This is a genomic window from Streptomyces sp. NPDC031225, assembly GCF_055570355.1.
In genome coordinates, this window is the sequence record NZ_JBVIHJ010000006.1 from 139,005 (window position 1) to 155,099 (window position 16,095).

Below are 16,095 nucleotides of genomic sequence, written 5' to 3' on the forward strand. Positions count from 1 at the left end.
CGGGTTCACTTGTTGTTGCCGAGTTCTCCGTCGCCGCCCTCGACGGCGCCGGAGACGGTGGAGCCGGCGACCTGGGTCGCGGCCACGGCCGCGAGGATCGCGATACCGGCGGGGCCGCCCATCGCCGCCGCGGCTTCCTTGCCTCCAGCGCCCGCGGCCTTGCCGGCACCGCCACCGCCCTTGCTCGCACCGCTCGGACCGCCCGGGCCGGACGCGCCGTCCTGTCCGCCGCCGCCGGACGCGCCGTCCGCACCGCCGCCGCCGGACGCGCCGCCGGACCCGCCGGTGCCGCTCGCTCCGCTCGGGCCCTTCTGCCCGCCGCCGCCGGACGCGCCGGACCCGCCGCTCATGGCGCCGATCTGCACGGCACCGCTCGCCAGCTGGTTGCCCGCCTGGCCCACGGTGGCCATCGGGTTGCCGGTGCCCATGGCAGCGGCGGCGGGTACGACGAGCTTCAGCAGCGCGGGCAGCGCGATGGCGGAGAGCAGCATCACGCCGATGCCGGCGATACGGGTGTTGACGTTGGGGTTCGTGCCGGTCTTGCCCTGGCTGATCATCGTCATGCCGGCGTTCAGCACGAGAGCGACCGCGGGCTTGTAGAGCAGCCAGGAAATCATCCAGCCGATGTGCTTGCGCCACCAGCCCGCGCCCCAGTCCGTCATCGAGGCCGCGGCGGCCAACGGCAGGGTGCCGAGCATGATCATCATGACACCGAGCCGGATGTACATCAGGATCGTGTGCAGGATGCCCGCGAGCAGCAGCAGGAAGGCGAGGATCAGCAGCAGGAAGGACTGGATGTCGCTGTTGTCCCCACAGGCGCCGATGTTGTCCAGCGCGTTCTGCACGGAGTTGTTGAACAGGTAGGTGGAGTAGTCGTCCGCGACCTTTGCCGCGGCCAGGCAGATGGTGGTGGCGGCGCCCGAGACGAGGACGACGCGCATGATGCCCTTCAGCGCGGTGACACCGGCGGTGCCCTTGCGCTCGATCGCCATCTTGCCGGCCGCGAACAGGAGCGAACCGACGGCCAGATAGACCACGATCCACGATGTCTTGTTACTGAGGTCGTGCGAGGTGGTCGTGTCGTTCAGGGTCGGGACACTGTCGGCCAGCCCCGCGAACACCGCGATCGCGGCGGCAAGGATCGACTTCGCGATCAGACCGATGACCGTCCCGACCGGGTCGCCGAGAAAGCTGAAGAACCCGGTGATCGCGTCCGCGAGCGGATTCCCGTTGCTGCAGGCCGCCACGTCAGACCCCCCAGAGTGTGTAGCCGACGGCGCTCTGCTCGGTGGCCAGCTGCGAGTACAGGCCTCCGCTTCCGTCGGGCTGGACCTTCCAGTCGCCACCGCTCCAGCGCACGGAGACGCTGGTCGCGGCATAGCCCTGCTCGTTCCTGATCAACAGCCTGACGGTCGCCGCCTCGCTGGTGTACGAGGTCACCTGGAACCCGGTGTAGGACGACGTGACCGGGGCGCTGTTCGAACTGTCCGTGTCCGGCACCGCGGTGCGCTGGAACACGAACAGTTCGCGTCCCTGCCCGGCGACCACCTGCTGGTCGGTGACGGTGCGCCACTGCGATCCGCTCATCTGGGTGGGGATGTCGGTGGCGGCCAGCGCGGCGCCCATGGGGGTGTGCGCGAAGCACCACCACACGGCACCCTCGATCCTGGTCGGCCCCGCCGAGGCCGAGACCGGCACACGCCCGATGCTGAGCGGGTGCCAACTGATGTCCTTCGGCACGGCCGTGGGGATCGCGTCGCCCGCGCTGTCGTCGGTACGGCACCCGCCGGGACGGCCGTCCTTCTTGGTGACGCTGGAGGACAGCGGGCCTTTGGACACCGGCGCCCCGGCATGGCCGTCGGAGCGCGAGCCCGACGTCAGCGTGGTGATCACGCCGAGGACGACGACCAGCGCGAGGAACCCCGCCGATGCCTGCCAACTGCGCTGCCTCCAGTACGGCCCGGACTCCTCGGACCGCTGTTCTCCGCGCTTGAAGATGCGCACTGTCCCGCGCTCTCTAGTTGAAGACGAACTGGACGATCGGGCCTGCCGTGGCCACAAGGACACAGCCGCCGAGCACCATGCCGAGGCGGCTCATGTGCTCCGAGCTCTCACCCCGCTTGACGGAGATGGCCATCATCGCGCCGGTGATCAGCACGCCGCAGACACCTGCCGCGGTGCCGGCCCAGGCAAGAATGCCGAGGACGACGTTGACCTTCTTGACCAGTGGGTCGGGGGCGCCACTGGTCGGCTGCGGGACGTTGGCGCCGCCCGACGGTGCGGGGACGACGGCGGCAAGGTAGTTGGAGGCTTCGTGGAGCAGTGCGGACATGAGGATTCTCCGAGGAGTCGGCGCCCGGCCCGAGTGGGGGCGGGGCGGTGAACTGGCAGTACTGGAAGGCTTGTTGGTCTCAGGGACCTTGAAGGGTCAGGTCGCCGAGGAACGTGACGAGCGGACCGGCCGTGGTGGCGATCACGCAGCCCAGGACGACGAAGAAGACACCCCGGAAGTGCTCACCGCCCTCGCCCGGGTCGCCCCGGCGCAGCTGGAGCGCCATCTGCATACCGACGATGATCAGTCCGGCGACGCCACAGGCCGAGGCGCACCAGGAGAGGGTGTTGAGGATCAGGTGACCGTCGTCGCCCGGGTCGTACCCGTCGGCCAAGTACTGCATGGCGGAGGGGTGTTGCATCACGACATGGCTCCCTCGCCGTAGACGTCGCTGCCCACCAGCCGCGAGAGCGTGACGAGTTGCCTGGGGATGTACTTCATCGGGCTGTCCGTGCGCCACGCCGGGATCCAGGGCACGCGGTGCACGCGGGAGACGGAGCGCAGGACCCGGATGCGGCGCAGCAGACCGATCGGCAGCCGCCCGGGGGCGTCGGCGACGAGCACCACGGCCAGCAGTTCGAGCCCCTGCGGGGCGTTGCCGTCGTTGAGCTCACCAAGTGCCCGGGACACGGAGCGCAGTCCCCTCGCGCTGGTCCGGCCGACCAGGACGACCCGGTACGGCTCGCCCCGCGCGGGCTCCGGCCAGCGGGCACCCACGTCCACGCCGCCGAGGGCCTCGACCAGCGAGGTCGCGCCGGAGCCGCCGTGGGCCTTGACCCACCCGACGTCCTCCCGCGACCTGCCGCGCGCCGCCGTCCTGGGCCGCTTCGACTGGCCCCTGCTCTGTTCCGCCGGGCGGTCCGAAGAGGCCTTGCGTGCCAGGGCGTTGGACCGGGGGGCAGCCTGCCGCGCGGCGGGCGCCGCAGGCCGGGGGGCGATGGTCTGCCGTGCGGCGGGTGCCGCGGGCCGGGGAACGGCCGGAGCCGTCCGGCCCGGGGCGGGCTGTACGGCATGCTGCGGGGCCGGTGCCCCCTGCCGCACGGGTGGGGACAGCAGCCCGCCGTCCAAGCCCCGGTGCGGGGAGTGCGCCGTCTGCCCGACGGGGGCGGCCGTGCCGCCGTCCGTTCCCGGGCGTGCCGGCTGTGTGGACTGCGTGGACTTGGGTCCCCGTACCCATGGCTGTGGGCTCGGTTGTGGTGCTGATGGCGTGCCCATGATGTTCCGCCCCCCTCATGGCTCGTGCTTCCACTGCTCTGAACTCATCCGGTTTCCGCTGTTTTGAACTTTTTCGCCGCTGGGCCCGTTTCGGTCTACCGGGTCCGTTGGACAGCACAACGGGCCATGTGGCCACAGCGGTTCAAGACGAGTCGAAGAAGGCGGAGGACGCGGATGGGTGCCGCAGAGAGCGAAGACGGCGCAGGCTCGAACGCCGTCATGTACGGCGTGGCCGGCGCCGGCGTGGGCGGCTGTGTGATGATCCCGCTCGCCGTGGCGGGCGCCGTGCCGCTGATCATCATCTTCGGCGGGCTCGGGGTCCTGCTCGCCCCGCTCATCGCGCTGATCCTGCTCTTCGGCGGAGGCGGCGGCAGCGCCGACGACTACAGCAGCGACAACGACACGGCGAACCAGATGGTGACCGTCCTCCAGGGCGACGGAAAGGGCGAGCTGGACACCGCCACCGTCCCCTCGGACCTGGTGGACCCCATCCAGAAGGCCGGCGAGCAGTGCGACGCGATCGGCCCGATCGTCATCGCCTCCCAGCTGGAGAAGGCGTCCGGCTTCAACTCGACCCTGGTCGGCCCGCACGGCGAGACCGGCATCTCACAGCTGACGCCGGACAACTTCAGCAAGTACGGCAAGGACGACGACGACAACGGCAAGACGCAGGCGACGGACAACAAGGACTCGATCATGGCCCTGGGCCGCTACATGTGCGATCTGGCGGGCCAGGGACAGACGTTGCTCGACGACGGCACGGTCGTGAAGACCACCGACAAGGACGGCAACACCACCAACAGCGTCCTGGACCTCGCCCTGGCCGGCTACGCCGTCGGAATGGACGCCGTCAAGACGGCCAAGGGCGTCCCGGCGTCGAACGACGCCCTGAGCTACGTCCTCGCCATCCGCGCCCAGTTCGCCAAGTACCAGGGCATCGCCGCTCCGCCCTCGGGCGCCACCCCCGGTGTCACGCCCACCTCGACGCCGACACACACGAACTGACGAACCCCCCTCCACCAGACCCGCCGTACGAGAAGGACAGCCATGGACCTGGACCGCTTCAAGGTGTACGTCTCCGACGACGGCCTCGCCGAGATCAATGGCGACCCGCTCGTCCCCGCCCCCGGTCAGTCCGTGCACGAGGCCGTGCTCGACGCGTTGCACCGGTACGCCGAGGAGTCCGGCGCGGCCGTGGAGGCCACGGTCGGCGACGGCCCCGGTACGGCCCACTTCGTCCTCCGGGTACTGCCGGACGGCTCCAGCCACGTCCTCGCGCACGAATCCGGGGAAGCACAGGAACCCGAACCGCGGTCGGCCTCCCAGCCGGAACCCGAGCCGTCCGCCGACATCGCGTCCCCGCCCGCCGTCACCGCCTCCGCCACCTTTACCTCCGCCATCGCCGACGCGGTCGCCCGCGCCCGCGCCACTGCCGCCACCGGTACCGCCGTGCAGGAACCCGTCCCCGCCGTCGACCTGCTCCCCGCCCAACTCTCCGAACAGATCGGCCGTATCAACGCGTTGGGGGCCGCCGGCCGGCTCGACGAGGCGTTCGCCGGGGCGACCGCGCTGCGCGAACGCCTGACCGTTTCGGTGGGCGCCGAGCATCCGCACGCGCTGGAGGCGCGGGCCCTGGAGGCATACCTCGCGTACCTGCGCGGCGACCACCGCGAGGCCGTCGTACTGGCGCTGGCCGTGGCCAGGATCCGGTGCGGTGCCCGCGACGAGCGGGCGCCGATGGACGTGGCGCGGGCGGCGGCGGCCTGGCAGCAGCTCGACGACTCCCGGGCCGCCGTCACCCATGGACACGAACTGCTGCACATGTGGGACATGTTGAGCCGTCGGGGCGCGCTGCCGCCCGGCCACACCGAAATCGTCGAAGAGGTCCACAGGCACGTGAAGGTGCTGGAGGGCGCCTACGTCTGAACCCTCCCGCGCGACCACGCGCACTCCGGTGCACCGGCGCTGACCGGCCCGTCAATCGCCTCGTACACCAGGCGTCAAACAGACGTGGACCGTCCCTCGGAACACTCCCCTCCCACGAGCACCACCCCGGCCCGCAATCGGCCGGGGCGGTCAACCCGAGGAGCAGGAGCACTTCCATGAACGTGACGGCCATCGGATCGGCCAGCGCGGTCTCGCCCGAGGAGCGGGCGCTGCGCGACCTCTATCTGGAACACGGGCCGGCCCTCTACTCGTACGTGCTGCGCATGCTGGACTGGGACACGCACCGCGCGGAGGACATCCTTCAGGAGACGCTGCTGCGCTGCTGGAACAACGGGAACCTGACCGACGCCGAGGGAATGGCCGTCCGTCCCTGGATGTTCCGGGTCGCCCGCAACCTGGTCATCGACGCGCACCGGACCCGGATGGCGCGCCCGTTGGAGATCAGCGGCACCAACTGGTTGGGCGACATGACTTCCGAGGTGGACGACATAGAACGGATGCTGTCGTCCATGGTGTTGCACAAGGCTCTGCAGATGCTCACGCCCGCGCACCGTGAGGTGCTGCAGGCGACGTTCTTCGCGGACCGCACCACCCAGCAGGCCGCGGAAGACCTGGGGATTCCGCGGGGCACCGTGAAGTCCCGCGTGTACTACGCGCTGCGCAGCCTGCGCCTCGCCCTGCGGGAACACGGAGTCGTGGTGGAGGAGACGTGGCAGGAAAGGGCGGAGACGGAGGTGGCTTGCTGAGCCGGAGGCCGAAGCTCAGGAAGGCGTCAACGGCCTGACGGTGCCTCCGGCACGTCGGTGTCCAGTTCACGCAGGATCGATCCCACCTCCTCGGCGTCCGGATGACCCATCTCCTCCAGCAGCGCGAGGGCCGACCGCAGCGCCTCGACGGCCGCGTCGAGGTCACCGGTGGCACGGCGGGCGTCGCTGAGGTGACGCCGGACGTCGGCTTCGAGATAGCGGTCGCCGATCACGGCGAACAGGCTCGCCGACCGCTCGAAATGCTCGATGGCATCCGCGTACCGGCCGAGGTGGTGATAGGCGTAGCCGAGGGTGTCCTGCGTCGAGGCCGCTCCGTAGGGGTCGCCCATCTCGTCGTAGAGGGCCAAGCCCTGCCGACAGCAGTCGAGGGCTTTCGCGTGGTCGCCGATCAGGATGTACGTCCAGGCGACCTGGTTGAGCACACCGGCTTCGCCGTTGCGGTCGCCCTCGGCCCGGAACAGCGCGCGAGCCTCTGCGTAGTGGTCGAGGGCGGCCGTGCGCCGGTCCGTCCGATTGGCCAGGTAGGCCAGGCCACGATGGACCCGGGCCTGACCGAACGGGTCACCGGCGGCACGGAACAGGTCCAGGGCGCCTTCGAGGCACCTCAACGCGGGCTCGGCGTGGTTGAGCTGTGAGTGGGCCACGCCCAGACCGCACAGGGAGTACGCCTGGCCGACGGGATCGCCGAGTTTCCGTGCCGCTCCCAGCGCCACGCCGTTGATCTTCAGGAGGTCGTGCCAGAACCCGAGCCGGTTGAAGTAGACGTCCAGGGCTGCGGCGATGCGCCAGGCGTGTTCGTCGTAGCCGTGGGCGGCGGCGTGTTCGACCATCGCGCTCAGGACGTACCGCTCCGTACGCAGCCAGGCGGTCGCCTCCCCCCGGTCGTTGAACCGAAGGGGCTCGCTGCCCGTTGTGCCCGGCGGCAGGGCGATGGTTTCGCGGAACGGATCGAGGACCGAGGAGGCGTTGTGAGCGGTCCGCAGGAAGTGGTCGTGCATCCGCAGCAGAGCCGCGCCCCGGACACTCTCGCTGTCCTCGATCTCGCCGAGTTCGGCGGAGTAGGCGCGCAGCAGGTCGTGGAAGACGAACCGGCCCGGAGCGTGTTCGATGAGCAGGCTCGCCCTGGTGAGTTCGGTCAGCAGGGCGCGGACTCCACGGGGTGGTGCGCCGGTCAGCGCGGTGGCCGCGACGGTGGTGATGTCCGGGCCCGGATGCAGGGCGAGACGGCGGAAGAGTCCGGCCGCCTCGGGCGACAGGGCCTGGTACGACCAGGAGAACACGGCACGGGCGTCGGTGCCGGCGTCGTCGCCGACGAACGCGTCGAGGCTGCCGTGGTGGTTTCGGAGTTCCTGCGCGACGTCGACGAGCCGGAAGCCGGGATGGTGGGCCGCGCGGGCCGCCACGATGGCCAGGGCCAGCGGCAGCCGGGCGCACAGTTCGGTGATCGCGGCGACGGCCTCCGGTTCGGCGTCGACGCGGGCGCCCAGTCGGCGGGACAGGAACTCGTACGATTCCTCGGCGCTCAACAGGCCCGTGGTGAGCGGATGGGCGCCGTGCCCGGCGACGAGACCGCCGAGCCGGTTGCGGCTGGTGACGATGACCAGACTGCCGGGTGTGCCGGGCAGCAGCGGCCGTACCTGGTCGGCGTCACGGGCGTTGTCCAGCACGATCAGGACGCGACGGTCGGCGAGGACGCTGCGGTAGAAGGCGGCCTGCGCGTCGAGTTCGTCCGGGACGGCCTGCGGGGGCACGCCGAGCGCCACGAGGAACATCTCGATCGCGGAGTCCGGAAGCATCCGGGAGCCGTGCGGGTCGTAGCCGCGAAGGTTGACGTACAGGCAGCCGTCGGGGAAGCGATGGGCGACCCGGTGGGCCCAGTGCACGGCGAGGGTGGTCTTGCCGGTCCCCGCCATTCCGTCGACGACGCCGATGACCGCGGTGGCGGGCGGGCCGTCTCCTTCGGGCAGCAGCGTGGCGAGGTAGTCGAGTTCGGTGCGGCGACCGGTGAACAAAGCCAGATCGGCGGGGAGTTGGGAGGGGCTCACGGCTCCGGTCCGGCGGCCGGGAGAGGAGGTGTCCGGCTCCGTACGAGGCGCGGCACCAGGGCTGTGCGGGGCATGGGTGTCGGCGGCCGGTCCGTTGAGCATCGGCCGGGCGAGCGTGAGGTCTCCGGCGAGAAGCCGTGCGTGTACGGCACGTAAGGACGGCCCCGGTTCGATGCCCAGTTCGTCGACCAGCACGCGGCGCGTGCTCGCGTAGGCCTCCAGCGCCTCGGCCTGCCGGCCGCACCTGTACAGGGCGGTCAGCAGCAGCTCGACCGCTGCCTCCCGCAGCGGGTGCGCGTCGCGCAGCGCCAGCAGTTCCGGCACCGCCGCCTCGTGGTGGCCCAGCTCCAGCTCCATGGACAGCCTCAACTCCAAGGCGCCCAGACGCCGTTCGGCCAGGTCGGTCCGCGCGGACTCGGCGTACGGGCCGGGCACACCGGACAGTGCCGCACCGCTCCCGGCGGCCGACACGGTACGCAGCAACCGGACCGCGCCGCTTGTGTCACCGTCGGCCCGACGGCGCTCGGCCTGCGTCACCGCCTCCTCGAACTCGGCCAGGTCACTGGAGATCCGGTCGGTCCGCAGGGCGTATCCGTCCCCGATGGAGACCAGCAGCCCGGACGGCCGCCCTGGCGTCCGCTCGGGCTCGAACAGCTTACGGAGCCGTGAAACGTAGGTGCGCACCATCGCGACAGCGCCCGGAGGCGGCTGCGCGCCCCAGATCCCGTCCACGAGATCGGCCACCCCGACCGCCCGCCCCCGGCTGAGCAGCAGCACCGCGAGCACCGCACGCTGCTGAGGGGACCCGAGCGCCAGTTCGGCGGGACCCCGCCAGGCACGCAGCGGGCCGAGCAGGGAGAACCGGAAGCTGTGTGGTCTGTTTTCCTCCACGGTCCAGCACAGTAGTGGTCAAGACGCCGAACGTCCGATCGAATAGGCGATTCCGGCCACGTGTTCGCACGGACGACACACTCCGGAAATCCGCGCACGTCCCACCACTGCGACGCCCATGCGGAGGCCACCGAGCATCCGGTGCACGTACGGCACGGTGAGGGCGCCCACGGGACCGCCCGCCAGGCAGCGGTCAAGGTCGTGTCAGTCGATGGCCTGGTAGAGCGTGGTCCAGAAGTCGTTCATGGCACGCGGCGCATCGGGGGTGGCCGGCCCGACCTGGGTGAGCAGAATTCCGGTGAGCTGGTGGGTCTTGTCTGCGTATGCGGTGGTGCCGGTACCGCCGAACCAGGCGAACCGGCCGACGTGCGCATAGTCGCCGCGATGGTTGCGCATCGCCATCCCGAAGCCCCAGCCGCTGTTCGATCACTGGCCACACGACAGGTGGGCAACATGGCTGAACATGTCGTTCCGGTCTGCCAGTTGGCCGGGCGACAGCACCGGACTGACGGCCGCCGGCGCCACCACCGTCATCGCCGGGATGGCCACCCCCAAACATTGCCTACGCCGTACAGAACGGCAGCGGCGGTGGCGGGGACGGGATGCCCAACGAGGCATCGGACAGGAACGATGGTCCGGACGCCGAAACACTGAAGGGGTATGCCCGCACTCTCGTCAAGGAACACGACGGTGGCGGGAAGGGCGGAGCCGGCCAACCCAGGGCTGATTCAAAGTCAGATTGGCCATGCCGCGTCGCAGGTCAGGACAGTCCGAGCAGGTCCAGCGGGCGGGTGAATGGTGCGCCGGAGACCTCCCGCAGTCCTGCGGCGATGCTGCGACAGCCGGCATCCCGAAGGATGTTGATCGCGAGGTTCCGCAGCGTCGCCATGTTCTCGGGCCCGCGCCCGGTCCGGATCAATCAACGCGACATCACGGACGCAAGATCAACCGACTGCCACCATGGAACAACGAGGTCTACGCCACACACCACCTGTCAGGCCTGTACGGAATGACATCTCTTTACCATTTCATTGCTTCCTCTTGACAACTCACTCAGCTTCCGCTCCGTCTCTCCAGCCAGCCACTCAGGGCGCCTTGATCCGTTGCCCTGAGGTCGACAGTCCGTTGATTGCCCTGGAAAGGAACGATCCTGTGACCTACAAGCGACTCATCCAGCGAGCGGCCGCGCCAGCAGCGGTGTTGGCCGCCATAGCGGGCGGCAGTTTGGTTGCCGCGCCCCCCGCGAGCGCCGCCAACACCGACTGCCCCGACTTCTACATATGCATTTTCGAGAACTCGAATTACACGGGTCGCTGGATCGGTGTTCATCAAGGCTACGACAACCCCAATGTCGGTGACTTCATGAACGACCGAACAACGTCCATCATCAACAACACCAATGAACAATATCGTCTATTTGTGGACTCGAATTACCGAGGAGCTGTTCTCGTGAGTGGACCTCGCACTCAGTACAGTAACGTCGGATCGGCCTGGAACGACAAGATCACCTCATTTCGACGGACCATATGGAGTGACCTGGTCTGATCGGGTGACCTTGCACCCACCACCGACCCGTCCCTCAGCAACGCCCCGAACCCTCCGAAACGATCACTCCGGAATCAAGCCGGTGGATCGGGGCTGAGTGGTCCGTCGCGCGACCAGTGCATGCCGAAGTCATCGAGATCACCCCGGGGACAGCCATGTTCGCCCCGGTTTGACCATGCAGGGCGTGAGCACAGGGCCGGAGCGGGACGAACACGGCACCTGCCGATCATTGCGTTCTCTGAGCTTCAAGATCCGCAGGGTTGCCGTGCTCGTTGCTCCGTCTTCTCCTACGCCCGTCGCACCCAAGGTTTCGCAGCGGCGACGATGCTGCGACACCCAGATCCGCCCGCCGGGCCGGGTCCATCCGGTCGACCACGACGGACCAGCCGGCCGATTGGCCGCCACACTCCTCGCCCTTCGATCGTCGACCGTACGGCCGACGCCTGGCTGCCCGACGCAATCCAGTCGTCGACCAGTAACACCCGGTCTCCCCAACCCACGCTATCCGTTGTCCGGACGAAGGACACGACACCACCTGATGCCACGTCACCTTCGCCCGGTTACGGGCACGGATCCGCCTGCCTGCCGCCCGCCTCCGTGTCCGCGGTGTGATCCTCACGGACTTCCTCCGCGATTTCGTATGCCCGAGCCGGGTCGTAGACCGTCACCGTCTTGTCCGGGGAGTACATCGCGGAGGTTCGGGGCGTGTACCGGTGGCTGCGGACGCCGTGACGGACAACCAGCTCGTCGACCGCTCCGACGGGCACATGCCACAGGGCAGCCAGCTGTGATCGGGTCCACCACTCCCCCGGGCATGCGAAGCTCCGGTCAACCTGTGCCCGGTACTCCACCGCTACACCAGTCGAACCGAGTTGGCTGGTCAACCAGGCGAGCAGGCCCTCTACGCCGACCTGCGACATCGGCGCTTGAAACCCCGGTGCGCACTCCACCGTCCCATCACGCGTGTGCAACACCACTTTGAACGACTTCCGTTGGCCCAGCCTGAGCCCCTCGACTACGACGACGCGTTGCAGATCAGCCGCAGCAACGGTCGACGAGCGCAGGCAGTGAGCGATCACGAGGTCCTTCGCAACCCCTCGCTGGCGGAACTCGATCCATCGCACCATCGTGGCCGACACCGTGAACAGCAAGGCCACGACGAGCCCGATCACGGCCAGGACTGTCACACCGAGACCAATCCAGATGATGGCCCAGAGCAGACCGGACTCCGTGACCACTGCGATCACCAGTAGCGGCAGCAAGAGGGGGGTCGCGATCCACACCGGGACCATGACGCTTGCGCCGAGTGTGACACCGAACTCCCGGACTCGACTCGGCACGAACACCAGCCGGTCGCCCCCAGGCGTCACCGACGCGACTCCCGCCAGCGAGTCCGCGCTTCGAGCAGCCATGGGCCAAATGTAGGCATCCGTCGAGGAATACATAAGAGGGCTGCCCGCAAGGCCCGGTCTGTACATGGTCTCCAGAATGACATCACCGAAGTGGGCGGCGATGTCGCGGGGCTGGAACAGACGCGTGGGGTCTTCCTGGAGCAGGGCCAGGATGCGGTACCGGCGCCGCGCGGCTGGGGCGGCGTGGACACGCTCTTCGTCGTACCGGCGCCGGCGGGCAGGTCCGGATCTCTGCGCACGGACACGGCCGCCGTACCGATGCGGGACGGCGACAGCACCCACTGGCTGCCGCGGACCGAGATCCAGCAGTTGCTCTCCGCCGGTGTCCGAGCCTCGGGCATGCCCCCCGCCCAGGCCCTCACCACGCTCGTGCACCGGGCCATGTCCGCAGCCGGAACGGGCGGGCTGCGAGTCGGGCAGGGACTGCCCGACCGCGAGCGGGAGATGCGTGCAGCTTACGAGCAGCTGGCCGAAGCTGGGCTGGGGCAACCGGCCGCCGAGGCATGGGCTCATGGCTCGGCCGCTCTGCAGGACCTGCATCACGAGCGGGACGGCGAGCTGGGCTGGATGCTGCACCTGGTCGCCCTGCGGCCGCAGTCGCCGCGCCCGTCTGGCAGGCGATCGTCGACGCCGGGCGGCACGCGCCGGGCTCAGGCCCGCTCGCGGCCATCGGCTTTCCCCGCCCGGGCGAGGACATAGACACGCCGTGGGTGATCCCGGCCGACTCCCGAAGCGTGGACCTCGACGGCGGATCGTGGGGCGCGGGCCGCCTGACGCGCTCGGGGTTGCGGCGTGTGGCGATGGCAGCCGCTGCCCCGCATCAGCCTCGACCAGGGCCGCTCCGCGGAGATCGGAACATCCGGACAGACGCCGGCGCTGCGCGTGCGCGCTGTTTTGGATCTTCACCCGGAGGGTTCCAGGCGGTCGATAGAGTGCGCACCGTGGGCATACCCGGCTGGTTCGTCTGGATCTTTCTCATTCTGTTCTTATGGCAGGTCCTCGGTCTCTTCCCCGTCATCCATCGACTGCGGGAAGCCAACTCCGCGCCGAGTTTCAAGGCGCGACTTGACCTGCTGGAGGTCGTAGGCTCCCTGCTGCTCTTCGGCGGCAGCCTGCTGGGTTTCATGGTGGGGGAATCCTGGTTCTGGCTCGGCCTCGCGGGTTTCCCACTCCTGACCGCTGTCTACGCCATGAAGGGTGTCCACTGGTTCCGCGCCCGCCGCCATCCCACGCCCTGATCCGAACGACGGGGCCCGCTGCGCAAGCTGGTTGGCAAGCTGCAGTCCACGGCGTGCGGGCCCTCGACGACGTCTCCTTCGATCTGAACCTCTTCTCCCGTGACGTGCCCGCGCCGAGAACAAGACGCGGACCTCACTGCGGGGTACCGTTTCCGCCGACATCGTCGTGGGCCCCCTCCGCGGCAGCGGCACCCCCACGGGGATGCGGGGCAGCCATCACTGAGGTCACCCGGCAACTGTTCGACGCGCTGCGCAGCACCGGGGCGACGACCGGTCGGGCAGCCTGGAGGAGGTCGCCTCCTGCGCAGGCTGTACGACCCGGACGCTCTGAAAAGTCATGACCCGCGGTGCGCGACGGCCGAGGGCGACATCGTCCAGCACCGCTACAACCCTTGTGGGCGGTACTTGGCCCTTTCCCTCGTGGCCTGACCTCACAGGGCCACATCGAACCAGGCCCGATCGACGCTCAGGGAGTTGCCGGACCCGTGTCTCCGTCGGAGTTCGGTGCTGCCGCGGAGGCAACCTGACCGACCGGGTCGGTTTGGTCGGCAACCCAGCTCAGTATCATCCCCAGGGCCTCAGCCGTCGGTGAGCCAGGCTGCGGCAGGTAGGTCAGCAGGGAAGGATCGGGGCGGGCAGGCACGGTCAGCACGTGGTAGTCGAACTCGAGCGTGCCGACGACCGGGTGCACGATACGGATGACGCCCAGCCGCTTCTCCCGTACGTCGCCGGTCGCCCACAGCTGCCGGAACGGCTCGCTGCGGATGGCCAGTTCACCGACCAGCGCTGCCAGCTTGGCGTCGTCGGGACGGCGCCCGGTCAGCAGGCGCAGTCGGGCTGGTGGAAGGTGGCGTGCGGGATGTCCAGGAACCGCTCGACCCGCGCGCCTTACTGCGCGGCGCCGCCGTGGCGTCGCTGGCGTCGGCTGTATTCCGTGATGGCCTGCCACAGATCACGCCGGTCGACGTCGGGCCAGTAGTCGGGGGTGAAGTACAACTCGGCATATGTGGTGTGCCAGGGGAGAAAGTTGGAGGTGCGCTGTTCGTTGCCGGTGCGCCACAGCAGGTCGACGTCCGGCATGTCGGGGTGGGGCAGGTGGCGGGAGAAGTCGTCTTCAGCGATGAGTTGGGGGTCGATGTCCCCTGCCTGGGCTGCCCGGGCAAGAGCTGCGGCTGTCCGTGTGATCTCGTCGCGGCCGCCGTAGTTGATGCAGACGGTGAGGGTGAGGCCGGTGCGGTTGCGGGTGCGGCGCTCCTCGCGCAGGAGAGCCTGGACGAGTTCCTCGGGCAGTTTGTCGGGGCGGCCCAACCAGCGCTGGCGTACGTCAAGGTCACGGATGGGTCCCCCGTCGAGGTCGCGCCGGATCGCTTCCAGGATTGTGGTGGTCTCCTCGGTGTCGCGTTTCCAGTTCTCGGTGGAGAACGCGTAGAGGGTCAGGTGGCGCAGGCCGATCTCCAGGGCGCCGTTGACCATCTCGCGGGCGGCGGCGGTGCCGGCGCGGTGGCCTTCCAGGCGGGGCAGGCCGTGCTGCTCGGCCCAGCGGCCGTTGCCGTCCATGATGACCGCCACATGGGCAGGCATCCGGTCGGCCGCGATCTGCGGGGGCCGGGCACCGGCGGGGTGCGGTGGCGGGGGCCGCAGGATGGTGCTTTCGGCTTCAGGGTTTGGACCGCTCACGGTCATTGCTGGTCGTCGAGGTCCGGGCACGGCCAGGGGCGTCAGGCTCCAGGCCAGTTTCGAGCGGATGCGGGCGGGGGTGAGGATGCGGGTGCGGGCCGCGAGAGAGGGGCGCGGGGCGCGCTTGAGCAGGGCGTGGCCGGCCGCGTCGACGGAATCGAGCTGGGCTCGCATGAGGCAGGTGGCCGTGTCGAGCACGGTGGCGGCGCCCGGGTGCATACCCGTGGTCATTGCGGGCCTGGTGACCCATTGACGGGCCAGAGCCGTCAGGTCCCGGATCAAAGCCGCCGTGGCCGGGGTCCAGCTCCCTTGCCGCAGGGCGTCCTCGGCGCCGGGGAAGGCGTCCAGGGCCTCCTGCGGCAGCAGCAGGTCGCCCTGTGCGAGGTCGGCGCTCAGGTCGGTGAGGACGTCGGTGAGTTGGGCGCCGTCGATGAACCGCTGGTAGTCCTGCTGCCGGTCCAGCCGGAGTGTCATCGGCACTCCGGCCCGTTCGAACAGGTGCCGTACCTGGTCGACCCAGGGCACGACTGCCTCGCCGCACCAGGACCGCCACGCGGCCCAGTCGGCGAAGTGCCGGCCGCGGGTGTCATCGCGTGTGCTGTTCATGGCACCTCGCAGGCCGGACAGGTCCAAGCGCCATCGCAGGGCGGTGTCCACCAGGGCGTGCCGGACCGGATTCCCGCTCGTGCCGGCCGCCAGGTCGCACTGCAGGGCTTGGGTCCACGCGTCGACACGGGCCGCGCGTTCGGCCGCCTCCGCATCCCGCTGGTCGGCCAAGTCGTCCAGGACGCTCGCTGCCGCCCACAGGGCCCACCCGGCCGGGCGCAGCACGGCAGGCATCAGCTGGATGAGGACGTAGATTCCGGGATCGTGCTGTCGCGCGGTGCGTCGGCACAGCCGGTACGCCGCCTGCAGAGACGGATCCTTGCCGGTGGGCGGGCGGTGGGTGGGGCGCCCTCGTTGTGCCGACGGAGCGGCGTCGAGGTCTGCCGTAGTGGAGTGCGTGGTGGTGCGCATGTCGGGAGC

General features: G+C 69.6%; 17 protein-coding genes. 6 read left to right on the forward strand and 11 right to left on the reverse strand.

What is annotated here, in order from left to right:
• Positions 1–5 precede the first annotated feature (5 nt).
• The 5 genes from ACZ48Z_RS12375 to ACZ48Z_RS12395 all read right to left on the reverse strand — a co-directional run bounded on the left by ACZ48Z_RS12375 (position 6) and on the right by ACZ48Z_RS12395 (position 3,373).
• Positions 6–1,247 (reverse strand): hypothetical protein, encoded by a 1,242-nt coding sequence (locus tag ACZ48Z_RS12375; RefSeq protein ID WP_468735768.1) that lies wholly within the window; start codon positions 1,245–1,247, stop codon positions 6–8.
• 1 nt (position 1,248) lies between these two features.
• Positions 1,249–2,004, reverse strand: coding sequence for a DUF8175 domain-containg protein (locus tag ACZ48Z_RS12380; protein WP_468735769.1), 756 nt, complete (start codon positions 2,002–2,004; stop codon positions 1,249–1,251).
• A gap of 13 nt (positions 2,005–2,017) precedes the next feature.
• Complete coding sequence (locus ACZ48Z_RS12385; RefSeq protein WP_468735770.1) at positions 2,018–2,332, reverse strand: hypothetical protein; 315 nt, start codon at positions 2,330–2,332, stop codon at positions 2,018–2,020.
• A gap of 79 nt (positions 2,333–2,411) precedes the next feature.
• Positions 2,412–2,693 carry a hypothetical protein gene (locus ACZ48Z_RS12390; protein WP_468735771.1) on the reverse strand — a complete coding sequence of 94 codons (282 nt, stop codon included), beginning with the start codon at positions 2,691–2,693 and terminating at the stop codon, positions 2,412–2,414.
• Complete coding sequence (locus ACZ48Z_RS12395) at positions 2,693–3,373, reverse strand: hypothetical protein (protein ID WP_468735772.1); 681 nt, start codon at positions 3,371–3,373, stop codon at positions 2,693–2,695. Before ACZ48Z_RS12395 ends, ACZ48Z_RS12390 begins: the two co-directional genes overlap by 1 nt.
• 348 nt (positions 3,374–3,721) lie before the next feature.
• On the opposite strand from ACZ48Z_RS12395, the gene ACZ48Z_RS12400 reads away from it, so the two are divergent.
• From ACZ48Z_RS12400 to ACZ48Z_RS12410, 3 genes are all read left to right on the forward strand, one after another.
• Entirely contained in the window at positions 3,722–4,552 is an 831-nt protein-coding gene (locus ACZ48Z_RS12400) for a lysozyme family protein (protein ID WP_468735773.1), read from the forward strand.
• A gap of 42 nt (positions 4,553–4,594) precedes the next feature.
• Positions 4,595–5,473: a hypothetical protein gene (locus tag ACZ48Z_RS12405; RefSeq protein WP_468735774.1), complete on the forward strand. Its 879-nt coding sequence runs from the start codon at positions 4,595–4,597 to the stop codon at positions 5,471–5,473.
• Between the two features lie 176 nt (positions 5,474–5,649).
• Positions 5,650–6,240 (forward strand): sigma-70 family RNA polymerase sigma factor, encoded by a 591-nt coding sequence (locus ACZ48Z_RS12410; RefSeq protein WP_468735775.1) that lies wholly within the window; start codon positions 5,650–5,652, stop codon positions 6,238–6,240.
• Between the two features lie 26 nt (positions 6,241–6,266).
• Here the strand turns inward: ACZ48Z_RS12410 and ACZ48Z_RS12415 are convergent, their stop codons facing one another.
• From ACZ48Z_RS12415 to ACZ48Z_RS12425, 3 genes are all read right to left on the reverse strand, one after another.
• A complete protein-coding gene (locus tag ACZ48Z_RS12415; protein ID WP_468735776.1) occupies positions 6,267–9,197 on the reverse strand; it encodes an AfsR/SARP family transcriptional regulator in 2,931 nt (976 codons plus the stop codon).
• A gap of 204 nt (positions 9,198–9,401) precedes the next feature.
• Positions 9,402–9,593, reverse strand: a complete 192-nt coding sequence (locus ACZ48Z_RS12420; RefSeq protein WP_468735777.1) for a hypothetical protein — start codon at positions 9,591–9,593, stop codon at positions 9,402–9,404.
• A gap of 364 nt (positions 9,594–9,957) precedes the next feature.
• The gene (locus tag ACZ48Z_RS12425) at positions 9,958–10,086 is read right to left on the reverse strand and encodes a hypothetical protein (protein WP_468735778.1); all 129 of its coding nucleotides are present in this window, start codon (positions 10,084–10,086) and stop codon (positions 9,958–9,960) included.
• Positions 10,087–10,349: 263 nt separating this feature from the next.
• Between ACZ48Z_RS12425 and ACZ48Z_RS12430 the strand changes: the two genes are divergently transcribed.
• The gene (locus ACZ48Z_RS12430) at positions 10,350–10,742 is read left to right on the forward strand and encodes a peptidase inhibitor family I36 protein (RefSeq protein WP_468735779.1); all 393 of its coding nucleotides are present in this window, start codon (positions 10,350–10,352) and stop codon (positions 10,740–10,742) included.
• Positions 10,743–11,302: 560 nt separating this feature from the next.
• On the opposite strand, the gene ACZ48Z_RS12435 is transcribed toward ACZ48Z_RS12430, so the two are convergent.
• Positions 11,303–12,154, reverse strand: coding sequence for a hypothetical protein (locus ACZ48Z_RS12435; RefSeq protein WP_468735780.1), 852 nt, complete (start codon positions 12,152–12,154; stop codon positions 11,303–11,305).
• A gap of 90 nt (positions 12,155–12,244) precedes the next feature.
• Between ACZ48Z_RS12435 and ACZ48Z_RS12440 the strand changes: the two genes are divergently transcribed.
• Both ACZ48Z_RS12440 and ACZ48Z_RS12445 read left to right on the forward strand, forming a co-directional pair.
• Positions 12,245–12,853: a hypothetical protein gene (locus ACZ48Z_RS12440; RefSeq protein ID WP_468735781.1), complete on the forward strand. Its 609-nt coding sequence runs from the start codon at positions 12,245–12,247 to the stop codon at positions 12,851–12,853.
• Between the two features lie 242 nt (positions 12,854–13,095).
• Complete coding sequence (locus ACZ48Z_RS12445) at positions 13,096–13,392, forward strand: hypothetical protein (RefSeq protein WP_468735782.1); 297 nt, start codon at positions 13,096–13,098, stop codon at positions 13,390–13,392.
• A gap of 466 nt (positions 13,393–13,858) precedes the next feature.
• Here ACZ48Z_RS12445 and ACZ48Z_RS12450 read toward each other — a convergent pair whose 3' ends face one another.
• A complete protein-coding gene (locus tag ACZ48Z_RS12450; protein ID WP_468735783.1) occupies positions 13,859–14,341 on the reverse strand; it encodes an MmyB family transcriptional regulator in 483 nt (160 codons plus the stop codon).
• On the reverse strand, positions 14,281–16,086 hold the full coding sequence (gene uppS, locus ACZ48Z_RS12455) for a polyprenyl diphosphate synthase (protein WP_468735784.1): 1,806 nt from the start codon (positions 16,084–16,086) through the stop codon (positions 14,281–14,283). The genes ACZ48Z_RS12450 and uppS overlap by 61 nt, the downstream gene beginning before the upstream one ends.
• Positions 16,087–16,095 lie beyond the last annotated feature (9 nt).

Bases quoted from the DNA above. Each gene is read 5' to 3' on its own strand.
- ACZ48Z_RS12385 (WP_468735770.1), bottom strand. From the start codon at position 2,332: ATGTCCGCACTGCTCCACGAAGCCTCCAACTACCTTGCCGCCGTCGTC.
- ACZ48Z_RS12390 (WP_468735771.1), bottom strand. From the start codon at position 2,693: ATGCAACACCCCTCCGCCATGCAGTACTTGGCCGACGGGTACGACCCG.
- ACZ48Z_RS12400 (WP_468735773.1), top strand. From the start codon at position 3,722: ATGGGTGCCGCAGAGAGCGAAGACGGCGCAGGCTCGAACGCCGTCATG.
- ACZ48Z_RS12405 (WP_468735774.1), top strand. From the start codon at position 4,595: ATGGACCTGGACCGCTTCAAGGTGTACGTCTCCGACGACGGCCTCGCC.
- ACZ48Z_RS12410 (WP_468735775.1), top strand. From the start codon at position 5,650: ATGAACGTGACGGCCATCGGATCGGCCAGCGCGGTCTCGCCCGAGGAG.
- ACZ48Z_RS12420 (WP_468735777.1), bottom strand. From the start codon at position 9,593: ATGCGCAACCATCGCGGCGACTATGCGCACGTCGGCCGGTTCGCCTGG.
- ACZ48Z_RS12425 (WP_468735778.1), bottom strand. From the start codon at position 10,086: ATGGCGACGCTGCGGAACCTCGCGATCAACATCCTTCGGGATGCCGGC.
- ACZ48Z_RS12435 (WP_468735780.1), bottom strand. From the start codon at position 12,154: ATGGCTGCTCGAAGCGCGGACTCGCTGGCGGGAGTCGCGTCGGTGACG.
- uppS (WP_468735784.1), bottom strand. From the start codon at position 16,086: ATGCGCACCACCACGCACTCCACTACGGCAGACCTCGACGCCGCTCCG.